Here is a 26660-nt window from a genome sequence, read left to right as displayed (position 1 = left end):
CGCCGCTCAGCTCGTGACGCGTCGGATCGCGTCCGCGGACCCCTCGGGATAGAGAACGACCTTCAACGCATTTCCCGTCTCGAACAGCTCCATCGCCTCGCTGAACGAATCCAGACCGTCGAATTCTCCCTGCACGATCCATGAGACATCGAGGCCACCGGCGAGCATCGCAAGCATCCGATCCCAGGTGTCGTACATCCTCCGGCCGATGATGCCTCGCAGGTCCAGCCCCTTGAAAACGACGTTGCGCGCGTAATTTTCGATCGTGAGGCTCTCCTGCGCGGGAAGGCCGAGAAGCGCGAGACTTCCTCCCATCCGGGCCGCATCGAGCGCGAAGTTCAGTGCGGACGGCGCTCCCGACATCTCGAGAGTCACGTCGACCCCGCCGCCGGTGAGCGCACGGACCGCTTCCAGCACATCGCGCGGGTCGGTGGTCCGGACGTTGAACGCATGGAGATTCGGGAAATTCAGATGCGCCGCCCAGCGCCGGGCGGTCTCGAGAGCGTGGTCACTGATGTCGGTGACGATGATCAGTGATGCACCCGAGTGCTCGGCGATCGCGGCTGCAGCTGCGCCGATCGGGCCGAAGCCCGTGATCATCACGGTCTTTCCGACGAGATCGAAAACCTGCGTTGCATGGACGGCGTTACCGAGAGCGTCGAGAAATGCCCCGACTCGTGGCGGAACGATCCTCGGGTCGAGCGGGATGATGTTGGAAGCGGGAACGACGACAAACTCGGCGAACGCCCCGTCGGCATGGACTCCCAGGATCCTCGTATTGACGCAGAGATGGCCGTTGCCCGTTCTGCACTGGTCGCACATTCCGCAGACCGAATGCATCTCCGCCGATACGTAGGCGCCCGACTGGACCGCGGGGTTGCGGACACCCTCGCCGATCCGTTCGACGAAGCCGCAGAACTCATGACCGTAGACTCGAGGAGGTACGACCGAGCGTCGAATCGATTCATCCCACTTGAAAATGTGCTTGTCGGTGCCGCAGATCGCGGTCGCACCGACTCGAACGAGGACCTCGTCGGATCCCGGGCTCGGGATCTCCCTGTCGAGAATGTCCGTTCCCTCCGGTCCGGGGATCGGCTCGGTCTTGACGACTGCTTTCATCGTTTCTCTGGCCAGTTTGATCCTCCGTGGAGCGCGAGCGACCGACTACACTAGCACGAACGACGCCCGACGGAGGGACCCGGAAAACATGATTGAAAGCCGCACCAGAGTCCGTTACAAGGACACCGATCAGATGGGCATCGCCCATCACTCGAACTACATCGTATGGTTCGAAATTGGACGGACGGACCTCTGCCGGGCGGCCGGAATCACCTACCGGGAGATCGAACAGCGCGGTTATCTTCTGGTCGTGACGGCGGTGCATTGCGAGTACCGAGCTCCCTATGGATATGACGACGAGGTTCGGATCGAAACCACGCTGGCCCGCAACGGAAGCCGTAGAGTGAGGTTCGATTACCGGCTCACCGATTCCTCTGCCGGAACCCTGCACGGGCTCGGCTACAGTGAGCACGTCTGGGTGGATCGAGGGTCGCGCAGGCCGGTGGTGGCTTCCGCGGAGATTGTCGCGATGCTGGAAGGGAAGGCGGGTTGATCGAGGGTCGAATCCGGAGCTCGCTCCGAAAGTGGCTTGGTTTCGGAGCTCTCGCGCTCGCCGCTTTTGTGTCTTTCACCTCCCTGAGGGGTTTCTACGAGCGCAAGATTCACACGCTGACGGGCAACGCCCAGTGGATCTGGATGGATCGCCCGATCATCGATCAGGAACCGGTCACATTCTTCGCGACGAAGAACTTCCGGGTTCCTGCGAAGGCACGAGGGGCAGTCATCCGGATTGGCGCTGATCCCTGGTACACCCTCTATCTGAACGAGCGCCAGATCGGAGCGGGAGGCTGGGCCGGGCGTCAGGCGATCGATCAGTGGAATGTGAGTGACATCATCCGCCGGGAGGATGTGAACCGGATCGTGGTGGCCTGCAGGAGTGCTGAGGGTGTCGGAGGGCTGATCGTCTCGATCGACTTCGGGCCGATGATGGGTGCAATGGTGGTCTCGGATACGGATTGGCGCATTTTCAGGCGTCGAACCGAGGATCTGCTCGTTCGGGATCCGGACGAGGGGGAGCGGCCGATCGCGCTCGGCCCGCCTCCGGTGGGGAAGTGGAACTATCCCTCGCTCGCCGTCCGGCAGGTCGAGCCGACCGTTACGTATACGCGCACCGCGGTCAGCGCGATGGCGGTGGAGGGAGCGCTCCCCGACATCGAGGTGATCGCGGGGGTCGCCGTTGCGGGGAGCCGGCACGTCCCGGGGACGCTTTTCGACTTCGGAAGGGAAGTCGTCGGAAGGCCGCGTCTGATTCTCGAGCCCGGGCCCGCGAGAGCCGTTCCGGTCCGGATGGCGCTGGAGCGTTCCGAGCTCGACGAGGTGGTGGCTCCGGTGATGATCTCGACCGCGGATGAGGAGACGGTCGTCGACCTTCCCGAGATCCGCGCGTTCAGATTTCTGATGGTTTACGCCGAAGGAATCGACGCCGCGGTGGTGACCGCCTCACCCGGTTGACCGGACCACAGCCGGTTTTCGCAGCCTTCCGACCCGCCCCGCCTACGGTCAATCCAGGCGCAGCGCCGGTGCCCCCCGAAGACTCGGCGCTTCGCGTCGTCTGACTGGCTCCTCCAACCTCCAACCTCAAACCTCCAACCTGCCACAGGCCTTCCACTTTGTCCGCCGGGGTGCGAGAATCACCTCTCGGATGTTCCCGGGGGGCGAGAAAAAGTGATTGCAGACGAGGCGCGAAAAGCGGAGATCGTCGATGACATCGTCGACAAGGCACTGAGATCGGTCGAGGGGGATCAGTACGGTCTCGAACGATTCATTCGAAAATTCTACGAGCTCGTTTCTCCTGCGGACATCATTCCCCGCTCGCTCGACAATCTGCTGAGCGCGGTGCTCTCGCTCTGGGAGTTTGGCGAGAAAAGAGAACCCGACACGCCGAAACTCCGATTCAAGAATCCCTCGGAGGAAGGTGGATGGGCACACGATCGGACCGTTCTCGAGATCGTCAATGACGACATGCCTTTTCTCGTCGACTCGATCACGGCCGCCATCGTCAGTTCGGAACACACACTGCAGCTCGTGATTCACCCCGTCGTCGAAATCAGACGAACTCCCGAGGGCGTACGGAGCGCCGATGGAGAGCCGATCTCCGAGTCGTACATGCAGTTGGAGCTCAACCGGGAGACCAGCCCCGACGTTCTCGAATCAATGCGGGCGAGCATCCTCGATGTGCTCGCGGACGTTCGCGTCGCGGTTCGCGACTGGAAAGCGATGCGGGAGCAGATGCGCGAGAGCCTCAGGGAGCTAAGCGAGCGACATCCCCCGGTGGCCGAGGAGGAAGTCGATGAAGCGGTCGAATTCCTCAAATGGCTCGATGACGAGCATTTCACGTTTCTCGGCTACCGCCGCTACGACTTCGTCACCGAGAAGGGTGACGACTATCTGAAGCTCGATCCGGAGTCGGGACTCGGTATCCTCCGGGAAGTCCGACCGGAGAGCGCCGAGAGAGGCGCGCAGCCGTTCACCGAAGAGTTCAGCCAGTTCGCCCGGCGCAACGAAATGATCATCGTTGCGAAGGCGAACAGCCGGAGTCGCGTCCATCGACCGGTTCACATGGACCGGATCAGCGTCAAACGCTTCGCGGAAGACGGACGCGTCATCGGCGAGCATCGTTTTCTCGGGCTGTTCACCTCGACGGCATATTCGCGGAGCGTCAAGTTCATTCCGCTGCTGAGGAGAAAAGCTTCGAGGACGCTGGAGAGGGCCGAGCTCGCCCCGAATTCGCATGCGGGAAAAGCGCTCGCTCAGATACTCGAGACGCTGCCGCGGGACGAGCTCTTCCAGATTACGGAGGACGAGCTTTATGAAATGAGCCTCGGGATCCTGCAGCTGCAGGAGCGGCAGAGGACCGCGCTCTTCGTCCGACGAGACGTGTTCGAGCGGTTCCTGTCGTGTCTGGTATTCGTTCCGCGAGATCACTACGACTCGAACCTTCGTGAGAAGATCCGGGTCATTCTCGAGGTCGCGTTCAACGGCGTGGTCACGGCGTTCTATACGCAGATGACCGACTCTCCGCTGGCGAGAGCCCACTTCATCGTCAAGACCGAGCCGGGCAAGATCCCCGAGTACGACCTGAAGGCCGTCGAAACGCTCATCGCGGAAGCTGCCAGAAGCTGGAACGACCACCTTCGGGCGGTGTTGATCGAGAAGCTCGGCGAGGAGGAGGGACGAGAACAATTTTCCCGGTTCCGCGAAGCTTTTCCGGTCGCCTACAAAGAAAAATTCACCGCTGCGGATGCAGTGCGGGACATTCAGTCAATCGATGCGCTCATCGAACGTGGAGATCTGATCGTGGAGCTCTACGAGCAGCCGAGCGAGGAATCGGGAGAACTGCTCGATCTGCACTGTAAATTCATCAATCTCGGCGACCCGCTTGCGCTCTCCGACATCGTCCCGCGGCTCGAGAACATGGGACTCCGCGTTGAGATGGCGACACCTCACGAGCTTCACGTCGCGGGAGAGGAGCGGACCGTCCGGATTCGGGATTTCACCCTGATCATGCCGATGGCGGACATCGAGATCGCGCCCGTCAAAGAGCCGTTTCAGGAGGCATTCATTCGCGCCTGGAAGGGCGACACCGAGGATGACGGCTTCAACCGGCTGGTGCTGTGCGCGGGACTCGAATGGTACGAGATCATCATTCTCAGAGCGTACTGCAAATACCTCAGACAGCTCGGAGTGACGTTCAGCGAGACCTACATGCAGGTAACCCTCGCGAACAACCCGACGATCGCCTATCTGCTCGTCAGGCTCTTCAACGCCATGTTCGATCCTGAAGCCTCCGAGGAGGAGCGTGATCGCGTCGACGAGATCCGGGACCAGATCGAGGGCCATCTCGACGGCGTCTCCAATGTCGACGAAGACCGGATTCTGAGGCATTACCTCGAAGTGATCGATGCGACGCTCCGAACCAACTTTTTTCAGCCTCTGGAAAATGGCGAACGCAAACGCTATCTGTCGATGAAATTCGACTCGAGATCAGTCTCGTTCATGCCGGCGCCCAAGCCGATGTTCGAGATATTCGTCTATTCCCCGCGCTTCGAAGGCGTTCACCTGCGCGGGGGCCGCGTCGCGCGTGGAGGCTTGCGGTGGTCCGACCGGCGAGAGGATTTTCGCCAGGAGATCCTGGGGCTCGTCAAAGCGCAGATCGTGAAAAACGCGGTCATCGTACCCGTCGGCTCCAAGGGTGGATTCGTTCTGAAGCAGGCGCCTCCGGCGTCTGACCGGGACGCCTTTCTCGAAGAGGGAATCCACTGCTATCAGAACTTTCTTCGAGGCCTGCTCGACCTGACGGACAACCTGGTCGGCGATGTTCTCGTGCCTCCGAAGAATGTCGTGAGGCGGGACCCGGATGATTCATATCTGGTCGTGGCCGCGGACAAGGGGACCGCGACGTTTTCCGACTACGCGAACGCAGTTGCGGCCGAGTATGACTTCTGGCTCGGGGACGCATTCGCGTCGGGCGGCTCGGCCGGATACGACCACAAGAAAATGGGAATCACGGCCCGCGGAGCCTGGGAGGCCGTCAAGCGACACTTCCGCGAGCTCGGCCACGACACTCAGGCTGCGGACTTCACGGTCGTCGGAGTTGGGGACATGGCTGGCGACGTCTTCGGCAACGGGATGCTCCTCTCCCAGCACATACGACTGGTGGGTGCGTTCAATCACATGCACATATTCGTCGACCCCGATCCGGATCCGGCGACCAGCTTCAACGAACGAAAGCGTCTGTTCGACACACCGAGAACGACATGGGCGGATTACGACCGTTCAGTGATGTCCGAGGGAGGCAGTGTTTTCGATCGGTCGTCCAAGACGATCCGGGTGTCCCCGCAGATTCGCGAGCTCTACGGGCTCGAATCGGAAACGACGACTCCCAATGATCTGATCAAGGCGATGCTGCGAGCGAGGGTCGATCTCCTCTGGCTCGGCGGGATCGGAACGTACGTGAAGTCGAGCGAGCAGACTCATGCCGAAGCTCACGACCGTGCGAACGACGCGCTGCGAGTCAATGCGGACGAGCTTCGTACACGGGTGGTGGGCGAGGGCGCAAATCTCGGATTTACTCAGGAAGCCCGGATCGAGTTCGCTCGGAGAGGCGGAAAGATCAATACGGACGCCATCGACAATTCGGCCGGGGTCGACACATCCGATCACGAGGTCAACATCAAGATTGCGCTGGATACGCGGGTGCGCCAGGGTGCCCTCGACCAGACCCAGCGCAACGAGCTTCTTGCCGACATGACCAACGAGGTTGCCGAGCTGGTTCTCAGGGACAATTACCAGCAGACCCAGGCGATCAGCGTCATCGAAAGACTTGCCCCCGAGATCCTCGATCAGCATGCTCGTCTGATGAAGTTGCTCGAGAGGAAAGGGAGACTCGATCGCGCGCTGGAGTTTTTGCCGAACGACGAAGAGATCACCGAGCGTGCAACCGCCGGTCAGGGCCTCACCAGACCCGAGATCGCGGTCCTGCTGGCGTACGCGAAAATCGACACATACGAAGAGCTGCTGGAGTCGAACCTCCCTGATGACCCGCTTCTGGTCAAAGATCTGCTCCTCTACTTTCCTATGGAGCTGCGCGAACGCTATCGGGAGGCGATCGAGCAACACCGGCTCCGACGCGAGATCATTGCGACTCATGTCACCAACAGCATGGTCAACCGTGTCGGCGCTACGTTCGTGTCTCAGATGATCGAGGAAACGGGCCGGACAGTCAGTGACATCGCCAGGGCTTACACGATCGCGCGGGATGCCTTCGCGATGCGGAAGACCTGGGCGAAGATCGAGGGCCTCGACAACAAAGTCGCCTCCGGAATGCAGACCGACATGTTCATCGCAATGCAGGGTCTGCTCGAGCGGACCACCCGGTGGCTGTTGCGAACCGTCGAGGACCTCGACATCACGCGTAATCAGCAGAATTTCAACGAGCGCATCATGACGCTGGCGAAATCCCTCGACGACACGCTGTCTGACGAAAGACTCCTTTCGTTGCGCGAGGAGGCGCGGGATCACGAAATGCTGGGCATCCCGAAATCGCTCGCGAACCGCCTCGCGAGTCTCGATATCGTCGGCTCGTTTCCCGACATCGTCCGGATTGCGATGAGGACCGATCGTGACGTCCGGGAAGCGGGCAAGGTCTACTTCGACCTCGGGGCGCGTCTCGGTTTCGATGCATTGCGCGAGGCGGCTTCGGGGATTGCTGCCGAATCCGCCTGGCAGAGAGCCGCCCTCGCGGGCCTGATCGACGACCTTTTCGGGTACCAGAGCGACATCGCCAGCGACATCCTCGCGAGCTCACCGAATGGCGAGGTGGAAGTCGCGATTGCAGAGTGGCTCGCCGAACGTGGGCCGGTGGTCGAGAGAACCGAGCGTGTGCTCACCGAGCTCCGCTCCGCGTCCGCGATGGATCTTTCGATGCTCGCGGTCGCGGCGCGGACCCTCCGTCGCATCGCGCAGGCATAGAGGGTTGGAGGTTGGAGGTTGGAGGAGGCCCACCCAGGTAGATCGTGACCAGCGGCTTCACGAGCCGCCGCCGAGGTTTGCCCGCTCAGAAATGACGTGGAAACGGGGTCGGGTCTGAACTTGGAACTTAACTTGAGTGTTCGCCAGAGCTCGCGAGATCAGAGCGAGTTAAGTTCCAAGTTCAGACCCGACCCCGTCTCGCTTCCGAAAATCGAGTACCTCAAACCTCAAACCTCCAACCGTCGTTACCATCCGACCTGAATCGCGAAGCCGAATTTGCCACCTTCTTCCGCAGGCCGCTGGAACGGGAATGCGTAGTAGAAGTTGAGCGGGAGATAGCCACCGAGAACCATCCGAAGGCCAACTCCGGCACTGAAGACCGGGATGCGCTCGAGCGAATCCTGATCGAACCTGAACGTCGGTGATTCGTCTTCCGTCCATGCGACACCCCCGTCGGCGAAGGCGTACATCTCGGTCGGAAGGAACTCGACCTGAAACAGACCGAACTCCTCGTTGCCGAACAGAGGCGCTCGGACCTCGAGGTTGACCACGCCGATCTTGCTGCCGAGCAGCCGCTCGAACTCCGGACAGATCTCGGGATTCGCCGGCGAGAAGGTGCATTCGCTGGCCGAGAAGTCGTCATAGCCGCGGACCAGGCTCGTCCTGCCGAGATAGAGATCCGACAGCCGGTTGTCCTCGGCGCCGTCACCGTACCGGCCGAAGTGGATTGCGCGGACCGCGAAGGTCACCGGGCGGAAGAAGACGTAGCGACGGTAATCGGCGAGGCCGGTCGTGAAGTTGATGTCTCCCTCGTTGACTTCCGCCTCGAGGCGATACCGAGTACCTCGCACGGGGGAAACGAAACCGAAAGCTGATGAATCGCCGACCAGGGCAATCGAGCCGTGGTAGTAATCGAGTGGATCGATCTCCGCGGAATCGACGACCTGGATGTCGGCGATCCGCCCTCCAACCAGGGTGTATTCGATCAGATCCCGGGAGTCCTGGTATCGGGTGTACCCCACTTCGGTCTCGAAACGTCTCGTCTGCGTGAAGGGGTATTGCGCGATCAGAGACAGCTCGTCGATCGTGACGATTCTCCGAAGCTGCTGAACGACATCCCCTCGCACTCCGCCTCCGAGATCGACGTTCCTGTCGACACCCGTCGTGAACTGATCCACATATGGGACGTGCATGAGGACGGTGCCCCAGTTGAAGCGGTGAGACTGATTGAGATAGAAAAGCTGCCCGCCGATCTGTTCGGCGAAGGATGTCCCCTCTGAGGACGAGGTGTTTCCCGTCTGGAGAGCCACTCCGAGCTGATGCTGGCCCAGAACGTCGCTGAAGTAAGCGCTGATCGCTCCGGAAAGTCCGGTGCCGAACTCGTCGGAGGTGAGGCCGATTGCGGGCGGACCGATGTAGTCGAGACTCAGTTTAGGGAAGTAACGGCCGACGGCGTAGTCGACGTCTTCGCTCGGCAAACCACGCGTCGGACGCGACAGGTAGCTCGCGACCGCAGTGTCGCCAATGGCTTCCACTGGCGGAAGGATCTCTGAAGCCTCGGCTCTTCCGGAGATGTTCTGAGCAATGCTGGTTCTGCGCAGCTCGTCTCGCTGGATTCCGTAGATGTTCCACCGCGCATCCTCGAGAACCGAGTACATCAGATCACCGGTCGATGCGGCGACCGAGATTGCGGGGGAGAGGTCGGTAATTCCAGTGACTCCCGTCTGGACGTTGGTGAGCTGGCCGACGGAGCCGGTTCCGAGGTCGTAGACGTATACGTTGGCCACGCCGTCGGGATCGGCGATGAAGAAAATTTCTGAACCGTTGGGGGAAAACTGCGGGTTCGAATGGCGCGTCTCGTTGAAGAGCGAGACGACCTGCACGTTGTTCGAGTCGAGGTCGTAGATCGCGAGCCTCATCTGGTGGTAATCGAGGTCACCGAGATCGGTGCCCGGCCCTCGATCGGTGACGAAGGCGATCATGCGCCCATTCGGCGCCCACGCTGGCTGAAGGTCGGCATATCGATCGTTGGTCAGCTGGGTGACATTGTTGGACTCGAGGTCGAGAAGATAGAGGTCGCTGATTCCTCCCCGCATCCCGGAAAACGCAATCGTCTCTCCATCGGGTGACCATGCCGGATTGGAGATCGAGCCTACCGACCCTACCCTGATCCGCCGCTCGACCGCGCGAGACTCGACGTCGAGGATGGCGATCGTGTTGTTGCCGTCCTCGAAAACCGAAAGGGCGAACTTCCGGCCGTCTGGTGACCATGTTCCGGAGGAATCAATGAAGCGGAGAGCATCGAAGTGTGGGTCGGCGTCCGCGCTGATCAGTTTCCGCGAGACTTCCCCGGTCCGGGCGTCAGCGAGAAAGAGGTCGAGAGAGAAGAGGTCGCGCGTCGAAAGAAAAGCGACCTGACTCCCGTCCGGGCTGATTGACGGAGCGATGTTGACGCGTCCGCCGGTGATCTCGGAAGTCAGAAGCGGGCGCGAGGTGTAACCGGGAGGGAATCTCGCCGAAATGACCGGCGCGAACGCTTCCCGCGTTGCCGCATGCCACGCTTCGAACAGCTCATCGGGTGTCATGTCGAGAACCCGGCTGAAACCAGCCTCGGGACCGAGTACGCCCGACGCGATGAATGTCTGAACCGCCGCGCGATCGCCCCAGCGACCGGCCACATAAGCCCAGACGGCTTGTCCGTACTGATACGGAGTGTAACGAAGGTCTCGGGAAAGAGTAGTGAAGTCCGGCAGATCGTCCTGGGCTACCGCGTCGCGCATCCACATCGCCGTCTGAGCGTCGATCCGGCCCTGAGAGAGATACTCCGCGAGCCCTTCGATCATCCAGAGCGGCAGCTGCTGCAGCTGGAAGCGCCCCCCCGTTCCGGAGCGTGAGATCGTCTGGGCGATGTCGTACTGGAACACGTGGACCATTTCATGCCCGAGCACGTGGTCGTTGTCGGCGTAGCTGCCCGTGAGCGGCATGACGATCCGGTTTTTGAACGAGTCGGTGAACCCGCCCGTTCCTTCGCCGATCAGCCCGCCGGTGGTCGTCGTCTGCTGAAAGTCGGGGTGGTCGGCGTAAATGACGATCGGCTTCCGCGGAAGCTCGTGCTCGAACAGCGTCGAGAGCCGGTCGTACCAGCGTTCCGCCTGGCGCGCGATGTCCTCCACCGTCTGCTCGTCATCGAAGTAGTAGTAAATGTCGAAGTGGTCCGTTTTCAGGACCTTGAACTCGAATTGCTCGTACTGAACCTTGTTGCGACCGAAATACTGTGCCTGAAGATGAACGGTCGAGGTGACGATGATCAGAAGCGCAAGCAGGCGAATTGCGTGTTTCATGGCTGGTCCTTTCGACGTGGATCCACAGTTGCCGATGTTCCCGCTGCAAGACCGTTGCCCCGGAGCTGTCCCTCGGCGCACCGCAGGAGCTCGTGGATCCAACCGATTGTCCGGGGTGGTGCAGGATCCGGGGTGATGACCGTGTTCGCAGGGTGCCCCGTCGTCGACGGGTGCAAACGAGGGGATTCGGATTTCCGAATGGCCGAACGGAGGCGTGGTTTTCACCCCGTGCCCGCGCATTCGAGGATGTCCTCTCCCGACGCCGCGGGCGTCCTCACCGGAGGGCAGGGATTGGAGATCCCTGCGCTGCTGTTACCGATCTCGATTCGGGAGGAGTCGCATGATCTTCAAGCAACACTACCTCGGCTGTCTGGCACACGCTTCGTACATGATCGCCAGTGAAGGCGTTGCCGCCGTCGTCGACCCCAGAAGAGATGTCGATGAGTACATTGAGGAGGCCGAGGAGCTCGAGGCAGAGATCCGGTATGTCGTCGAGACGCACCTTCATGCCGATTTCGTCAGCGGCCATGCCGAGCTGGCGCGGCGAACGGGGGCCGAGATCCTGATCGGCGAAAGAGCCGGAGCCGAATTTCCGCATCGCGCCGTGCGCGACGGCGACGAGCTCCGGCTCGGAAATGTGACGATGCGCGCGCTGGAGACGCCGGGGCACACGCCTGAGGGGATCTCCTGGCTGCTGCTCGACGAACGCGGTGAGCCCGTGAAAGTCCTCACTGGCGATACGCTCTTCATCGGCGATGTCGGCCGGCCGGATCTCGCCGGAGGCAAAGGGCATACCCCCGAGGAGATGGCGGGAATGCTCTACGACTCCCTCCACGAGAAGCTGATGACTCTGCCCGACTCGGTGGAAGTGTGGCCGGCTCACGGAGCGGGATCGGCGTGCGGAAAGAACATCTCGAAGGAGCGCTTCTCGACGATCGGCGTTCAGAAGGCGACGAATTATGCGCTTCGAATCGAATCGCGAGAGGAGTTCATCCGGACCGTCGCAGCCGATCTTCCTCGCGCCCCTCGATATTTCTCGATGGATGCCGAGATCAATCGCGTGGGAGCGCGGGACCTCGGAGAGATCCCGATCCGTGCGCTCGATCCCGAAGAAGCGGCGAGGCTCATCGCGAACGGAGCGACTCCGCTCGATACACGAAGGCAGGCCGAGTTCGGCTCGGGACACCTCCCCGGATCGGTCAACATCGGCCTCAAGGGCGAGTACGCCTCATGGGCGGGGTCGTTGCTCGATCCGACGACGCCGATCGTGCTCATTGTCGATGCCGACGACGCAGCTCAGGAAGCGACGATGCGACTCGCGCGTGTCGGCCTCGAGAATGTCGTCGGGTATCTGAAGGGTGGCGTCGAAGCCTGGACGGCTTCCGGAAGAGATGTCGAGACCCTGCCCCAGAGAAGCGTCGACGAGCTCGAGAATCGGCTCGCCGGAGAAGCGCGTCTCAGAGTCGTCGACGTGCGAGGCCCGGGGGAGTACGCATCGGGACACGTCCCGGGGGCGATCAGTGTGCCGCTTCCCGAGATCCGGTCGCGGCTCGACGAGATTCCACGCGATGGCGAGATCGCGGTGATCTGCGAGGGCGGCTACAGGTCCTCCGCGGCCGCGAGCATTTTGAGATCGCAGGGGTTCAGTCATCTCTTCAATGTCGAAGGAGGAACCTCGGCGTGGCGAAAAGCGGGGATGGAAGTAGAGCGTTGATCAACGGCCGGAGCCGGTTCGACGAATCATGACGATCGTGCTCTTCGTGGTCGGGCTGGTCCTGCTCGTGGGCGGAGCCGAGCTGCTGGTGAGCGGTTCCTCCAGGCTCGCGGCAAGGGTGGGGATCTCGCCGCTGGTCATCGGCCTGACGCTCGTCGCGTTCGGCACGAGTGCGCCGGAGATGGCCGTGAGTGTCGTGTCGGCGCTCGGCGGAGAGGCGGGGGCGGATGTCGCCATCGGAAATGTGGTCGGCAGCAACATTTTCAACGTGCTCCTGATCCTCGGGGTGTCGGCGGTGATCACTCCGCTGGTGGTTTCCAGGCAGATCATCCGGATCGATGTCCCGATCATGATCGCTGCTTCGGTCCTGCTGCTCCTGATCACGATGGACGGAAAGGTCGGTCGTGGCGACGGAGCGATCCTCTTCACCGGAATTCTCGTTTATACAGTCGTCGCGATCGTGAGAGGGCGGCGGGATTCGCGCATCGATCGGGATGCACTCGATGCCCTTGCGGAACCGGTCGATGGGCGGACGCATCCGGTCTGGCTGAATATCGTGTTCGTCGTCGCCGGGCTCGGTCTGCTCGTCATCGGGTCGCGGTGGCTCGTCGACGGCGCGATCTCGATCGCGACCTCGCTCGGGGTGAGCGAGCTCGTCATCGGTCTGACCATCGTCGCGGGAGGAACGTCGCTGCCGGAAGTGGCAACGTCGATCATGGCGAGCATTCGGGGTGAGCGCGACATCGCGGTCGGCAACGTCGTCGGAAGCAACATCTTCAACCTTCTCGCGGTGCTCGGTCTCGCTTCGATCGTCGCGCCCGATGGCATCGCTGTTTCGGCGTACGCCCTTCAGTTCGACATTCCGATCATGATCGCGGTCGCGGTCGCATGCCTCCCGATCTTCTTCACTGGGTCGACGATCGCCCGATGGGAGGGCTTCGTGTTTCTCGGGTACTACGTCGCCTACACGGCATTCCTCCTCATGAACAGTACGCGTCACCCGGCGACCGACGAGCTTCGTTTCGTGATGCTGGCTTTCGTCGTCCCGCTGACCGTTCTGACCCTGATCGTGACGACGCTGCGCCAATGGAGGAAGCCGGGAGAAGCCTGACGTCGGATTTTCGCGCGGGTCCGAACCGCCCCAGTCATGGAAGGGTCGTCGCCCTCTCCAACTGGCGCATCCACGCCTGGGTCCTGATGGGCAATCACTACCACATCCTTCTCTTACGCCCACAACCTCCGCCGCACTCAAGATCCGATGGTAGACCCTCTCTCCTCTTCTATCGAGGTGCCTGCTGGAGAGGTCGGAGAGTCCTCCAGCGGGCTACTATCTGTTCAGTGGGACAATTCTCACGGAGAAATAAGCAGGACGTCCTGAGTTTCGTTATGGGTGACGGAGACGAATCCCCAAAACACGGTACCTTCGACGAGAGAAGTCAATCGCACGTTATAGATCAACTGCTCCCGAAAATCCGCCGTGATCGTCCGCAAAACGGGGAAAGCGCTCTCGATGTCGTAGACCACGTCGAAGCCGGGAAGGAATTCGGCGTCGTCGTCCGTTCGGGCGACCACAGGGTCTGCGCCGGGCCGAAGGACGGTACTGGCGAGGACCTCGCCATTATCTCTCATGAATTCCGCGAGCACCTCCGTTCTCGAATCGCGCAAGGGATCGTATGTTACCGACGTTCCGTTGTACGGATGGGTGGATCCTCCAACGCCCACAACCTCCGCCGCCACTCAAAATCCGATGGTAGACCCTTTCACGCCGTTGGTCGAGCTACCGGGCGAGTGCGGGGCCCGAGCGGGCGCCATGGTGGCTCTCTGACTCGATCGTTCGCCACTTTCATCGGGATCTCCCCGAGGCCAGGAATGGGTATCGAGAGACTCATTTGAGACCGGCCCCTGCGGCGCCCGCGATTCGAGTTCTCTCTGTGCGTTTTGCTCGCACCGGGACGCGTGCGCCACTCCTGAACTAAACATGGTTACTTTCTGAGTTTGGTTATCGACGGCTGTTGCCATTGCCCAATAACTCATCTCCGGATCATCGGGGACGATCTCGAGTCTGGCACGACCAACTCCGCTGGCTAATGCTCGGGAGAATATCTCTGTTTCGATGACTGATGCCACTGTCGTGTCGAGCCACGAAGGCGGCAACTGCGGTGGCGAGGCTATTGCCACTGTGACTTCCTCAATCAGAACTCCGTCACGCTCAAATTCGTATAATCGTAGAATAAAATGGGCTGGTGAACGATCACGAAAGTCGGCGAAAATCCTGAGGGACAATCTACGCTGCACGTCGAGAGGCAGGTCAAGCAATTGCAGACTACCCTGGTGAAAATCCGTTAGGGGCACAAGCGGAACCCGGAGTCGTCTGTCCCGCCCTCTGCTAAGCTCGCTTACATTCAGCAAAAAGTGAAGCGAGCGGCATATTTGTTCTTCCCGCGGCACCAGGAGAAATGATGTGCGGTCGGACCTCGTCGGCACCTCAGTAATCCTCACAACCCCCGCGGGGGGGATAGAGACTTCCCAGTGCTCGGCCGGACCGGCGACTATCTCTACACTCGTCTCGCTGCCATTGTATACCCACAGTTCTGCCTGCCATTGCGTGCCGAAGGCACCGTTAATCACTCCAATCGGCGGAACGGGTATAATCAGCCGTTCCGCTCGCAGCGGCACTGCAATTAGCAGCGACGAAAGCGTTACGAGGCTAAAGACGGCTCTCATCAACATCATCTTAATCGGGTTGTTGCTGTTCCTTATAATAGTAAGAGTAGAACACTTTTTGGCCCCCAGAAGTTCCTCCCAACTTTCTTACGATCCGCACGCGCCACCAGCCCAATTGCAAGTTTCCGGCCGCACGTGCCTTCTCAAAAATACTACTCGTGGACAGGCTGTACGCGATCTGCACACTGTCCGGAGTAACCAAGTACAAATCGACATCATTATGAGATTGTGATGCAGTCTCCGGCCACCACAGCGCCGCGGTCAAGTCATAGGCATGGGAGTTAGTGATCTCTCGCCAAATGTCTGTCACCTCTCCCTGGCCCAGCCATACGTACCCGGAGCCCCCGGGCCGTCCCCAAAGTGGCATCCTGAGCAGTCCAGAGCCGCGTGTATTGTTAGATGTAGGATCGCTATAGTTGTTGCCGTTAAGAATTATGTAGGAGTATATCCATCCAGGAGGTCTGTTCCACGAATCATCCGCATCAAGCCACCAAGCAAAAAGAGCCGCCGCACCACCGAGATATGGCGTGGATCCACTCGTACAACAGAATGATCTTGTCGCAGAGTACCCTTCATTGCTGGCCGTAGTGGTGTTGGTCGGTCCCTGTATCTCCGGCTTCGTTCGGCCGTCCGCTTCGGGTCCTGTGCCCTGACCGGCATATTGCTCGAGACTCCACGCATCCACGGCTCCGACGGCGATTGACTTATGGCCTTCACCTGGAGCTCTGATTTCACCGGGGAAATTCCCCGCCGCCGCGATAATGAGGCAACCAGCATCGAACGCCCGGTCCGCAGCCTCCGTAACAATGGAACCTTTATGGTCTTGCATTTCTGCGACAATCACGTCTGCGCCATTAATGACCGCGACCTCAAAAGCTCTGGACGCAGCCGTGAGGTTGAGGCCAAGTCCGTTATCGCAGTCTGACCCGCTTCCATTCTGGTCGTACACCTTGTACCCATCCACTGAGAAGCGCGTAACTCCCCGGTAATCGTTACCCAATGCTCCATTGGCCGTCAAAATAGACGCCGAACTTATTCCGTGGTTCCAGCAATCGTCGGTCGGGTTTAAGACGAGTCCCGGAGCCGGAGCATCACACAAGGAATCTGCTGCGGCGTTTACGCAATCGAACCCCCTGATTCGAATAGGGTCGTTGTTGAACAAGGTGTGCGTTATGCTGCCACCTGCCGTGATCGGCATCCCCGTATCGAGAAGAGCAATGCGCCAGTATTCCAACGCGTAGGTCGCTGCGTCGTAGAACAAGTCACTCCGGATTGCAGTCCTTCCCTGGAAGATCGTCGGGGGTGGTACTGCCGTACGAGCAAGTTCCACATACTTTACCTTTGGGAGTGCTGCAATTCGAGGAAGTGCTTCAAGTGGAATACTCGCGGCGACGCCGTTGACGATCCAAAAATATTCGGTGATGGCCGCACCTTCGGCTTTGAGTGCTGACAGTATTTGCGCATTGGCGACCCGGTTCTCGTCAACCGCCCTACGAGCCAGCTCTCGGCGGCGCTCTAAAACAGCAGTATTCTTGGGATGTGAGGGCGGCAGCGATTTTAGATATTCGGGGAACCTAGGGAGTGGTCGGTCGTCGACGAAGCGGATAAGCACATCTAGAACTTCTGCCTTCGTCGTCGATACATACTCGGTGAGCGACGGACTCACTTTTATCTTCGTTACGCCCGAAGGCGGCCGCACATCTACTCGTATAATCTCCGGGCAGTCGATACACGGCACTGCTGGTTTTAGTTTTGTCTCACTCGTGACTCGTTTGCCGTTCTCATCCAACCAGTTACTGGAAATGCACGCCACTGCTCGGTTGAACTAGATCTGATTGAGCAAAAAGAGGGAATTGCGACAAAAACAATGTCAGCAACACGAGAGCTGCTCTAACAACATTCTGCACTCTTTTCTCCTTTTGGACCGTCAGGACCGGATGAAGGGCGATGACGAGATCATACTCTCATTGTATTTGGTTGGCTAGTATATGGTGACCCATGAAAAAAGGTCATCACAGCCAGAATTCTAACCTAGTTCCTGTCCGTGGGGGAGTAAAGCTTTGAAAAGAGGAGGGATAGTGGCGCATTCGGGGTAGCTCTTTCGGTGGCGGTGGCACCTTCGTTTCTCGCTTCGTTGCGCATTTTCGGGCTCGAGAGCATTCTGTTTCATTCCGCCACTTCACTCACCTGATCATACGGTCGGGAAAAGAGGCGGAAGCGGTCCGTTGGACAACCCACAGGGACGACCAGTGCCGGGCGAGGGAATGGGATACTGTCGGACCTGTCGGACGGGTCGGACGGCTCAATTCCGGCGGCCGACACGATGGTTCGAAGAGCGCATCGCCTGACTCCAGACGCCGTGATTCAAATCCTCATGCCCCGCCCTTTGCGGAATGAGAACCGAGGAGGGTCGATTTCGTAGGTTTGTCTATGCGCGCTCCTCGTCGGTTGTTCGTCACGCTTCTCCTGCTTTCATTGATCGCGATCCCGATCGTCGCGCAGGCACCCTCCGAAGAGTGGATGACGTTCGAGACCGAGCACTATCGCGTTCACTTCCCGGCGGAGATGGAGGCGTGGGCTCGGAAAGTCACTTCCCGGCTCGAGTCGGTTCGCGAGATCGTCGGCGAGAAGATCGGGTTCGAGACCGACGAGGTGATCGACGTTCTCGTCATGGATCCGATGTCGACCGCAAACGGTTCGGCCTGGCCATTTCTCGGCCGGGCGCGCATGGTGCTCTGGGCGTCACCGCCCGACTCCGGCTCGGTCATCGGAACGTACAACGACTGGGTCGACCTGGTCACGATTCACGAGCAGGCTCACCTGACCCATCTGCTGATCCCGTCGCGGCGCGGGATCGACCGGCTCTTTTCGGCGTACACCCGTCTCGGCCCGCTGATGACGAAGTCACCGCGATGGGTGATCGAAGGTTATGCGACGGTGATCGAGGGGGAGCTGACCGGAAGCGGGCGGCCGCAGAGCGATCTTAGAAGCGCGATCCTTCGTGAATGGGCGAGGGCCGGCCGGCTTCCGACCTACGGGCAGCTCTCGTCCGACTCGAGGAGCTTTCTCGGCATGTCGATGGCGTACCTGACCGGGTCTGCCTACCTCGAGTGGCTGCAGCAGCGGGAAGGGCCGGAGAGTCTGAAGAATCTCTGGCGCCGGATGAGCGCCCGGCAGGGACGATCATTCTCCGAAGCCTTCCGCGGCGTTTTCGGGGAGTCGCCCGAAACGCTGTATGCCCGATTCCTGGCCGAGCTGATCCACGAGGCGCTGTCGCTGGAGGAAGAGATCGGTCCGGACGTTCAGGGGGCGGAGTGGCAGGATCTCTCATGGTCGACCTCGGCGCCGGATGTCTCCCCCGATGGATCGAGACTCGTCATCGTCGAGCGGCAACGGGAGGGGCGGTCGAAACTGGTCGTGTGGAAAACCGGGGACGATGACGAGGCGGAGGAAAAGTTCAACGAGCGACTGGAGAAGATCCTCGAGAAGGATCCTCTCGACGTCGCTCCGGTCCTCCGGCATCCGCTGAGGCGGGATCCGGAGTACACGCTCGAGGCCCCCCATGACGTCGAGCTGCATTCACCTCGATGGCTCAACGGCGACGAGATCGTTTACGTCCGCTTCGAGCCGGACTCGCGCGGTGTTCTCCACCCCGACCTCTTCGTCTGGTCGGTCGAGACGGGAGCGGTGAGGCGGGCGACCCGGGGCGGGGACTTTCGCGATCCGGCGCCGGTGGCCGGCACGCGCGACGTCATCGCTGTACGCAACAGGCATGGGTTCTCGCAACTGGTGCGGGTGAGCCTCGAGTGGGGCGAGACGATCGAGATCACGGAGCCGTCGATCGACGTCGTCGCTTCCGCGCCGAGCGTATCGCCGGCTGGCGACAGGCTGGCATTCGTGGAGCATCGATCCGGTCGATGGCGTCTCGTCGTCGGCGATCTTCGGGCGGATTCGATGACCGAGGTCACTCTTCCGGAGGGAGCGACCGTGATCGGTACGCCGGAATGGACCGCGGACGGGGAGAGAATATACCAGGCGCTGGGGCGGCAGGGATTCATCGAGATCCACGAGATCGACGTCGACGGATCTTCCCCTGTCCGTCTTCTGACGCGAAGCCTCGGAGCGTCGCTCGGTCCTGCGATCGGAGGAGGCGAGCGGTTGTTCTTTCTCTCGCTCGATCCCGATGGACTCGACCTCCATGTGCTCGATCCGGCCAGTGTGGAGGATGGGCTGCGGCTGCCCGAGAATGCCACGCCCCTCGCCAGACCACCGCTGACGGACGTCGTGGCGCTGGAGCTCGAGGATCCGGGGGCTCCGGAACCATATGGGTTCGGCAGACAGGAGCTGAGCTTTCTCACCGGCGGCGGACGCGCGGCGGGGCAGGAGACGTTCGAAGCGGGCGTGCGAATCGGCGACGTCGTCGGTCGAATTGAGACGCTCGTCATCGGTTCGATCTCCGACGGGCGCGCTGAAGGGGGTGCGATCCTGGCACGGACGCAACGCTGGCCCGTCGAGCTCGGCACCCGAATCTATTCGTTCTCGCTCGAACCGACCTTCGCCCCCTCGGATACCCCTTCGACGCTGAACCTCGAGGAGGAGCGGACCGGAATCGAAGCGATGGCGAGCTGGGATCGACTCTGGAGGGACGGCTTCGTGAAGGTCGGGCTCTCGGGACTCTTCGAGGAACGCGGCTCACCGGTCTTCGATGACGACAGCCTCTGGCGTGCCGGAGCAGAGATCGCGGGACGCCGGAGGTGGAGCCCGGGAAGCATGCGCCTCGGAGCCGGCGGGCAACTGCTGGCCACGACATCCCGCCACGACCTCACCGGATTGAACGCCGCACTCGAGCTCGGGGCGGGAACAGAGGATTTCGGCGTTCTGCTCGGAGGACGAATCGCGGAGGTCGATGAGGTCATCGATCCGCGCGACCTGATCCGTGTCGGCGGTCTGCAATCGGTTCTGGAGCCCTCCACGGACCAGCTGAGCCGCATCGACGAGCCCGCGCTGTCGCTCGGCTCACTGGCGGGTGATCGCTACGAAGGAGTCTCGGGGGAACTGAGATGGGGCGGTCCTCTCCGGCCCTTCTGGTCTGCTCATCGGGCATGGATGGATGGCTCCGGGAAGGGCGATTGGACCGAGCTCGCAGGGCTGAGAGTCTCTGTCGATATTCCGGCGATGCCGATTCTGGCGATTCCGCGAGGGGCGCTCGAGCTCGGTGCGGCGCAGATTCTGAAGGGCGCGAATGCCGACGACATCGAGTGGTGGCTCAACGTTCGCTGGGGCAATTGATCACCGGCAGCGAGCTCTCAGGGTCGATCAAAGGGTCCGTCGAGATCCCAGACCGCGATCAGCCGGGCGTTGTAGTCGATGCCGATCAGAAGATCCTTCAGAACGAGATTTCCGAGCCGGATTCTGTCGCCGGATGTGGCGAGGGCTTCGACCGGCGCGGAATCGAGTTGCCCGATCTTCAGGTTGATCCCCTTGCGTGCCCCGGAGCTCAAACCGAGGATTCCGGCGGGTACATGGATCGTGTCGGGATTCATCGTGTCGACGATGGCGTCGTAGCCGACGCCGTCTATGGTGACGGGGAGGGAGGGGACGATTTCCCATTCGTGAATCTCGAGCGCGTCGGAAACGGCGAGCGTCCGGACGCGTGTCAGGACCCGGCGGGGGAAGTCGACGACGAGAACCGGCCCGAGCGCGTCCGCACCGATCATGGCATCGACGACTCCATCCATATCCAGAAGCTCGGCTCTGACGAACGACGTGTCGAGCTCCCGAAAGGTCACCCGCACGCGGAGCTGGCCCTCGATCCCGGCACCGGCGGCGAATTCGGTGTCGATGACGGTCGTGGGGAGGGCGGTCGCGAGCGAGAATCGTCCTGTGAACCCGTTGATCGATGTGCTCGGCAGGATCGGAAGATTGTTCTCGAAGCGGATGGAGAGGTTCTGTTCCCAGGGCTGGCCGGAAATCTCCTTCGCGAGATTGCGGACGCCGGAACAGCCACACAGCGTGGCAAGGAGAAGCGCCGCTGCAACTCGCGCAGCCCGACTCTGTTGGAGTACCATGGGTCGTCGCTTTTCGATCATGAGATGCGCGCCCGGCGTTCCCGGTGAGGGAAGGTCATCCATTCGAATGACAGGACGTTTTTTCCGGTCAGCGCTCCCAACGAGCTCCATTATCCTGCTCTGCGCCTCCCTGGTGCCGTTGTCGGGGTGTGCAAGCGCCCCGCCCGCGACCGGGCTCGTCCAGCCGGCTCATGTCGCCGCCCGTTATGCCGCGGTCGGCTGGGAGGGGGATGCACTCTGGGTGGCGGTCGAAGCGGATGACGGGAAGTGCCGTTTGCTGAGGGTTGGCGAGGACGGCCGCCCCGCTGGCCGGTCCGAGGCGCCTTGCCCGGATTGGATCGAGATCACGCTGGAGGGCGACCTTCTTCTCGGCAGTCAGGGTGGGGGACGCGTTCATGACCGGGAGGGTGCGCTGATCGCCGACGCGGTGCTGGCGTGGCAGAGCCGGCAGAGCTTCATCGCTGCCGTGAACGACGATGTTCGGTGGAAAACAGCTGGTCAGGAAATACTGGTCCCGGAGGTCGGCGACATCGTCGCCGTCGCGCTTCTTCCGGGAGGTGACGAGGCGCTTGCCGTGCGGCGGGGCGAGGAGGCGGACGAGCTCGTTCGAGTGCGGATGGATCCGCTGGGCCAGACGAAACTATCGAGTCTCGAAGGGCGCTTCGCAGGATGGGATCTCGCCCCGGACGGCGAGGAAGCCGTCGTGATCGTGAACCGCGAGGGTACGCTCGACGCGGCGATCGTCTCCGCGACGAGGCCCGCGCTCAACTGGATTCCCGGGGAAGGTCTTCCGCAGACGATGCCCCGCTGGGCACCGCGAGGGTACAAGGTCTCGTTCATCGTCGAGGGTTATCGCGATGCGATCCGGAGCGTTCACGTGCCGACCGCCGCGACGCAGCACGTCGCTCCGGGTACGTCGATCGGATCGTATGACTGGCATCAGGACGGGGAGCGAATCGCTGTGATCACCCGGAGTCTTCTGAGCGGGGACGCCGTCGAGATTTACAGCTTTCGAGGTGAGCACGTTAGGACCGCGCTCGAGCCCGAGTCGAGATTCGAGGGAGAGGCGGTCGTCCTTTCGGACGGAAAGTCGGTTCTCGTCCAGCCCCGTGCGATCCGTTACGGACAGCGGTATTCGGTCGTCATCGTCGAGTCCCCCGATCGGTTCGACGCGGAGCTGTCGGCGCTCGCCAACAGCAAGGACATCGGAATCGTCTTCAGCGATGACGCTGAATCGGCGATCGAATCAATTCGTGAAATCGCCTGGATCGATTCCGAGGCGATCATTCTGTATTTTTCAGGCTCGTGCGACGAGCTCTCGCGGCAGATTCCCGATGAAGTGTCGAGAGTGATCGACTCCATCGGGAGGGATTGCCGATTGGGAGTGAGGATCGGAACCAGCGGGACGGATGCGCTGAGCAACGCCGTGCGCGGGAGAGACGAGCGGTGACCGACGTCGAGCGGGCCGGCAGGGAGCGAACTCGCGATTCCGATCCGGAACGCGTCCTTCCCCGGGAGGAGCACGGAATCTCCCGAAAGGCGATTCCCGAAAGCGTTCTGAAGGTTCTCTATCGGCTCCACCGCAGCGGCCACCGGGCGTACCTGTGCGGCGGAAGCGTCCGCGATCTGCTTCTGGGACGTGTTCCGAAGGACTTCGATGTCGTGACCGACGCGCGGCCGCAGGAACTGCGAAGGTTGTTTCGAAACAGCCGCATCATCGGTCGCCGGTTTCGCCTGGTCCACATCCTCTTTCAGGACATGGTGGTCGAGGTCGCCACGTTCCGACGGGAGCCGGAAGCCAATCCGGCCGAGGGCGAAGTGCTCGTGCGCAGCGACAACGTTTTCGGCAGTCCGCAGCAGGATGCTCGTCGTCGGGATTTCACGGTCAACGGTCTGTTCTACGACATTGCCGATTACCGTGTTCTCGACTACGTGGACGGAGTCGCGGACCTCGAAGCGAGGCTGATCCGCGTGATCGGGGATCCCGACCTCCGCTTTCGCGAAGACCCCGTGAGAATGTTGCGCGCGATCGAGTTCGCGGCACGGCTCGACTTCGAGATCGAAGCGGCCACCTTCGACGCAATCGTCGAGCACCGGGAGGAGATCCTCAAAGCCTCGCCGGCGCGAGTGACCGACGAGTTGCTCGAGCTCCTCAGGCGAGGTTTTGCGCTCGAGTCGATTCATCTTCTCGACGACACCCAGGTGCTGCGATCTCTCATTCCGGAGGTGTCGGAGCTTCTCGAGAGCGGGCGCGGGGCCTATTTCTGGAAGATGCTCGAGGTTCTGGACCGCACCACCCGCGCCGGAAAGGTGCTTCAGGACACGATGCTTCTGAGTGTCGTGGCGATGCCGACGGTCGTGGAGGCGGTGTTCGAGCTCGAGACCGCGAGGCGGGAGAGGATGCAACCGCTCGAAGTTCTTCCATTCATTCGTGAACGGATCGAACTGCTGATGCGGAGGCTCGTCATCCCTGCCTGGATGCGACATGAGATCGAGCAGAATCTGGAGCTCGTCTGGCGCTTTCAGGAGCCACCCTCGGACAACCGTCGCGATCTGAGACTCATGCTGCGGGATCGAAGCTCGGATGCGCTGGCGCTGTTCGAGCTCTATGCGATTTCATCCGGCAGACACGCCGATGCGTTCACCGAATGGCATGCTCTCGCCAGGCGAGTCAGGGCGGGTGAACGCCCCGCTCGCCGCAGAGCAAGAAGAAGACGCCGCCGCTGATGGCCTACTTCGACCACCATGCAACGACTCCCTGCGATCCGGACGCGGTGGAGAAAATGTTGCCCTTCTTCACGGAGGGGTACGGCAACCCGTCGGCGATCACTCACGTTCAGGGGCGGGCGGCGGCCATGGCCGTCCGGGAGGCTCGGGAGCGGATCGCAAGCTTCTTCGGAGTAGCGGCCGACTGCGTGATCTTCACGGCCGGAGCCACCGAGTCGAACAATCTCGTCATCCGGAGCCTCGTCAGCGAAGGTGCCCACGTCGTCACTTCAGCCGTCGAGCACAAATCGGTCCTCGAACCGATCCGGACACTCGAGCGTTCAGGTGCGGCCGTCACGGTGATCGACGTCGACTCCCAGGGTTTCGTCGATCCCGCGCGGATCGAGAGCGCGATCGAAGCGCGAACGAAGCTCGTCACGATCGGCTGGGCAAACGGAGAGATCGGAACCATCCAGCCTGTCGAGCAGATCGCCCGGCTCTGCCGCGAGAAGAACGTTCCCTTTCATACCGACGCGACCCAGGCAGTCGGAAAGATCGAGACGGATCTCTCGGTGGTTCCGTGTGATTACCTTTCGATGTCCGCGCACAAGTGTTATGGGCCGAAGGGGGTGGGAGCGTTGGTGGCTCGGAAACCGATGCGACTCACCGCGATGATGGAAGGGGGCGGGCAGGAGCGGAAGCTCAGATCGGGCACGCTGAACGTTCCGGGGATCGTCGGAATGGCAGCCGCGCTCGACTTGCGGAAGCAGCGGATGACGAGCGAGGCGGAGAAGCTTCGAGAGCTGAGGGACGCGCTCGTCGACTGCCTCGACAGCATCGGCGGCGTCTCCATCAACGGTCCCGCCGACGAGGACCATCGGCTTCCCGGCAACCTCAGTTTCACCCTCGAGCGGGTGGACGCCGAGGCTTTCATCATGGCGATGGAGAAGTTCGCATTATCGACGGGCTCGGCGTGCAGTTCGGGCGACCGGCAGCCCTCTCACGTGCTTCGCGCGATCGGACTCGACGACCGGGCGGCGCTCAGTACCATCCGCGTCGGTCTCGGACGAGGCAACACGATGGATGAGGTCGCCGCGTTCTGCGCGGATGCCGCCCGCCTGATTCCGAAGCTGCGGGAGATGGAGTTGTGACGCGAACCAGCGCGCTGCCGGGTCGTCTGAGTTACAGATGAGAAGTTCGCTCACATGCGGGCTGGCAGTCGCGATTGCACTGACGGCATCGACGCTTTCGGCACAGGAGGCGGCGGCTCCTCGAACCCACAGGATGTTCGTTCCCGTCGTCGGGCATCTCGTTGGTGTCGGCGAGGTGCTGTGGAAGACCGATCTCGCTCTGCAGAACCGAACTGCTGGCGAGCTGACCGTCGGGCTGACCCTCCTCGCGGCCAATGAACCCTTCTTTTTCACGACGATGGAACCGGGCCAGGTCATCCCTCTCGCGGAGCTCGTCGGCGGGGTTCTTTCGAGCCCGGGGGTGAAGGGCGTTCTCGAGGTCAATTCGATCGGGACGGCGCCGGTATCCGTGCGTACCATCGTCACCGGATGGAAGGACGGAAAGGCAATCACGAGCCAGAACATCCCTTCCTATCCCGCGTCGATCGGTCCGGTGAACGCGGTGCTCCGCGGCCTTCGCTCGGACGAGGAGTACCGGACCAACGTCGGAATCGCGAACGCGAGCGATGGAGTGCGCATCGTGACCCTCGCGCTCCAGCGAGTCGACAATCGAAGCATCGGCATCACGACGATCGTCCTCGGTCCCGGTGAGCTCATCCATCGCGGTCTTCCCGAATATTTTTCCGTTCTCGGTTCGGGAAGCGATCTGACACTCGTCGCGGAACCCTCCGACGACGGCGTCGTCGTTTACGCGACGATCCTCGACAACGAGACCCACCACGCGCGATACATCGAGCCTTCGTTCCGATGAAAAGACGGTAGCCGGTTGCCGGTTGCGGGTTGCGAGCGAAGCGGGGAGGGTCGATTCGTTTTGCTCTGCCCCATCCAACACTCGTCATCCTGAGCCCGGCGGAGCACGGGCGAAGGATCTTCTATGAGTAGGCCATGTCAAGCCCCCCGGGTTTTGTCTTTGTTTTTTTGTCAGCTCAACGAGCCGTCTCGGCTTCTTCTATACGCACTCGAGGTGCAGAGGGAGATCCTGAATGGTTGAGCCGCCTCACTCTGGGGACGCGGTCGAAGCGGTGACTGCTGCTCGCCGCGAGATCCTTTCGAGGTCGACTCGATCGTACTGGATCGTTGAGTTGGGCTTCGAGTCTGGGTTGTGTCTTTTCCTTTGATGAGTTTTTTGTTTTTTCGGTCAGGAAGCGATGGCTTTGGGCCTTCCCGGGTGAGCAATGAATCGTTCGTTGTGGAGCCAGAGGTGATGCATCAGCTCGGCTATTCGGTTCAAGGCTCCGACGTCGCCGACGGCTATGTCGTCGAGAACCTTCGCAAAGCGGGTATCCCGGTGAAGATCGGTCACAGCGCCGACAATGTCGGCGACGCC

16 protein-coding genes are annotated in these 26660 nt (G+C 61.3%); 11 read left to right on the top strand and 5 right to left on the bottom strand.

The genetic code is table 11. The features are described 5' to 3' along the window. Positions 1 to 6: 6 nt before the first annotated feature. Positions 7 to 1119, bottom strand: a complete 1113-nt coding sequence (locus KY459_04565) for an alcohol dehydrogenase catalytic domain-containing protein (GenBank protein MBW3563976.1) — start codon at positions 1117 to 1119, stop codon at positions 7 to 9. 88 nt (positions 1120 to 1207) lie between these two features. Here KY459_04565 and KY459_04560 point away from each other — a divergent pair, with 88 nt between their 5' ends. The 3 genes from KY459_04560 (at position 1208) to KY459_04550 (ending at position 7590) form a co-directional block, all read left to right on the top strand. Then, entirely contained in the window at positions 1208 to 1612 is a 405-nt protein-coding gene (locus KY459_04560) for an acyl-CoA thioesterase (GenBank protein MBW3563975.1), read from the top strand. Next, positions 1609 to 2571 (top strand): hypothetical protein, encoded by a 963-nt coding sequence (locus KY459_04555; GenBank protein ID MBW3563974.1) that lies wholly within the window; start codon positions 1609 to 1611, stop codon positions 2569 to 2571. The genes KY459_04560 and KY459_04555 overlap by 4 nt, the downstream gene beginning before the upstream one ends. A 213-nt stretch (positions 2572 to 2784) precedes the next feature. After that, positions 2785 to 7590, top strand: coding sequence for an NAD-glutamate dehydrogenase (locus tag KY459_04550; protein MBW3563973.1), 4806 nt, complete (start codon positions 2785 to 2787; stop codon positions 7588 to 7590). Between the two features lie 245 nt (positions 7591 to 7835). Here the strand turns inward: KY459_04550 and KY459_04545 are convergent, their stop codons facing one another. Beyond that, positions 7836 to 10931 carry a BamA/TamA family outer membrane protein gene (locus KY459_04545; GenBank protein ID MBW3563972.1) on the bottom strand — a complete coding sequence of 1032 codons (3096 nt, stop codon included), beginning with the start codon at positions 10929 to 10931 and terminating at the stop codon, positions 7836 to 7838. A gap of 340 nt (positions 10932 to 11271) precedes the next feature. Between KY459_04545 and KY459_04540 the strand changes: the two genes are divergently transcribed. Both KY459_04540 and KY459_04535 read left to right on the top strand, forming a co-directional pair. Then, on the top strand, positions 11272 to 12645 hold the full coding sequence (locus KY459_04540; GenBank protein MBW3563971.1) for an MBL fold metallo-hydrolase: 1374 nt from the start codon (positions 11272 to 11274) through the stop codon (positions 12643 to 12645). Between the two features lie 28 nt (positions 12646 to 12673). After that, entirely contained in the window at positions 12674 to 13756 is a 1083-nt protein-coding gene (locus tag KY459_04535; protein MBW3563970.1) for a calcium/sodium antiporter, read from the top strand. A 239-nt stretch (positions 13757 to 13995) separates the two neighbouring features. On the opposite strand, the gene KY459_04530 is transcribed toward KY459_04535, so the two are convergent. Further along, positions 13996 to 14274 carry a hypothetical protein gene (locus KY459_04530; protein ID MBW3563969.1) on the bottom strand — a complete coding sequence of 93 codons (279 nt, stop codon included), beginning with the start codon at positions 14272 to 14274 and terminating at the stop codon, positions 13996 to 13998. 1105 nt (positions 14275 to 15379) lie between these two features. Further along, complete coding sequence (locus KY459_04525; protein ID MBW3563968.1) at positions 15380 to 17158, bottom strand: hypothetical protein; 1779 nt, start codon at positions 17156 to 17158, stop codon at positions 15380 to 15382. A gap of 641 nt (positions 17159 to 17799) precedes the next feature. On the opposite strand from KY459_04525, the gene KY459_04520 reads away from it, so the two are divergent. Then, positions 17800 to 20658, top strand: a complete 2859-nt coding sequence (locus KY459_04520; protein ID MBW3563967.1) for a hypothetical protein — start codon at positions 17800 to 17802, stop codon at positions 20656 to 20658. A 17-nt stretch (positions 20659 to 20675) separates the two neighbouring features. On the opposite strand, the gene KY459_04515 is transcribed toward KY459_04520, so the two are convergent. Continuing rightward, positions 20676 to 21437 (bottom strand): hypothetical protein, encoded by a 762-nt coding sequence (locus KY459_04515; protein MBW3563966.1) that lies wholly within the window; start codon positions 21435 to 21437, stop codon positions 20676 to 20678. Positions 21438 to 21576: 139 nt separating this feature from the next. Here KY459_04515 and KY459_04510 point away from each other — a divergent pair, with 139 nt between their 5' ends. The 5 genes from KY459_04510 to KY459_04490 all read left to right on the top strand — a co-directional run. Further along, entirely contained in the window at positions 21577 to 22887 is a 1311-nt protein-coding gene (locus KY459_04510; protein MBW3563965.1) for a hypothetical protein, read from the top strand. Then, positions 22884 to 24164 (top strand): polynucleotide adenylyltransferase PcnB, encoded by a 1281-nt coding sequence (pcnB, locus tag KY459_04505; protein ID MBW3563964.1) that lies wholly within the window; start codon positions 22884 to 22886, stop codon positions 24162 to 24164. Before KY459_04510 ends, pcnB begins: the two co-directional genes overlap by 4 nt. Next, positions 24164 to 25294 (top strand): cysteine desulfurase, encoded by a 1131-nt coding sequence (locus tag KY459_04500; protein MBW3563963.1) that lies wholly within the window; start codon positions 24164 to 24166, stop codon positions 25292 to 25294. The genes pcnB and KY459_04500 overlap by 1 nt, the downstream gene beginning before the upstream one ends. 37 nt (positions 25295 to 25331) lie before the next feature. Beyond that, positions 25332 to 26084 (top strand): hypothetical protein, encoded by a 753-nt coding sequence (locus tag KY459_04495; GenBank protein MBW3563962.1) that lies wholly within the window; start codon positions 25332 to 25334, stop codon positions 26082 to 26084. A gap of 366 nt (positions 26085 to 26450) precedes the next feature. Continuing rightward, a partial coding sequence (locus KY459_04490) for a hypothetical protein (GenBank protein MBW3563961.1) occupies positions 26451 to 26660 on the top strand: 210 nt, incomplete at its 3' end.

It is taken from the genome of Acidobacteriota bacterium, from assembly GCA_019347945.1.
Lineage (GTDB): Bacteria > Acidobacteriota > Thermoanaerobaculia > Gp7-AA8 > JAHWKK01 > JAHWKK01.
This window is presented reverse-complemented; position numbering and strand designations above follow the sequence as displayed.

Bases quoted from the DNA above. Each gene is read 5' to 3' on its own strand.
- KY459_04565 (MBW3563976.1), bottom strand. From the start codon at position 1,119: ATGAAAGCAGTCGTCAAGACCGAGCCGATCCCCGGACCGGAGGGAACG.
- KY459_04560 (MBW3563975.1), top strand. From the start codon at position 1,208: ATGATTGAAAGCCGCACCAGAGTCCGTTACAAGGACACCGATCAGATG.
- KY459_04545 (MBW3563972.1), bottom strand. From the start codon at position 10,931: ATGAAACACGCAATTCGCCTGCTTGCGCTTCTGATCATCGTCACCTCG.
- KY459_04540 (MBW3563971.1), top strand. From the start codon at position 11,272: ATGATCTTCAAGCAACACTACCTCGGCTGTCTGGCACACGCTTCGTAC.
- KY459_04535 (MBW3563970.1), top strand. From the start codon at position 12,674: ATGACGATCGTGCTCTTCGTGGTCGGGCTGGTCCTGCTCGTGGGCGGA.
- KY459_04530 (MBW3563969.1), bottom strand. From the start codon at position 14,274: ATGAGAGATAATGGCGAGGTCCTCGCCAGTACCGTCCTTCGGCCCGGC.
- KY459_04520 (MBW3563967.1), top strand. From the start codon at position 17,800: ATGCGCGCTCCTCGTCGGTTGTTCGTCACGCTTCTCCTGCTTTCATTG.
- KY459_04515 (MBW3563966.1), bottom strand. From the start codon at position 21,437: ATGGTACTCCAACAGAGTCGGGCTGCGCGAGTTGCAGCGGCGCTTCTC.
- KY459_04500 (MBW3563963.1), top strand. From the start codon at position 24,164: ATGGCCTACTTCGACCACCATGCAACGACTCCCTGCGATCCGGACGCG.
- KY459_04495 (MBW3563962.1), top strand. From the start codon at position 25,332: ATGAGAAGTTCGCTCACATGCGGGCTGGCAGTCGCGATTGCACTGACG.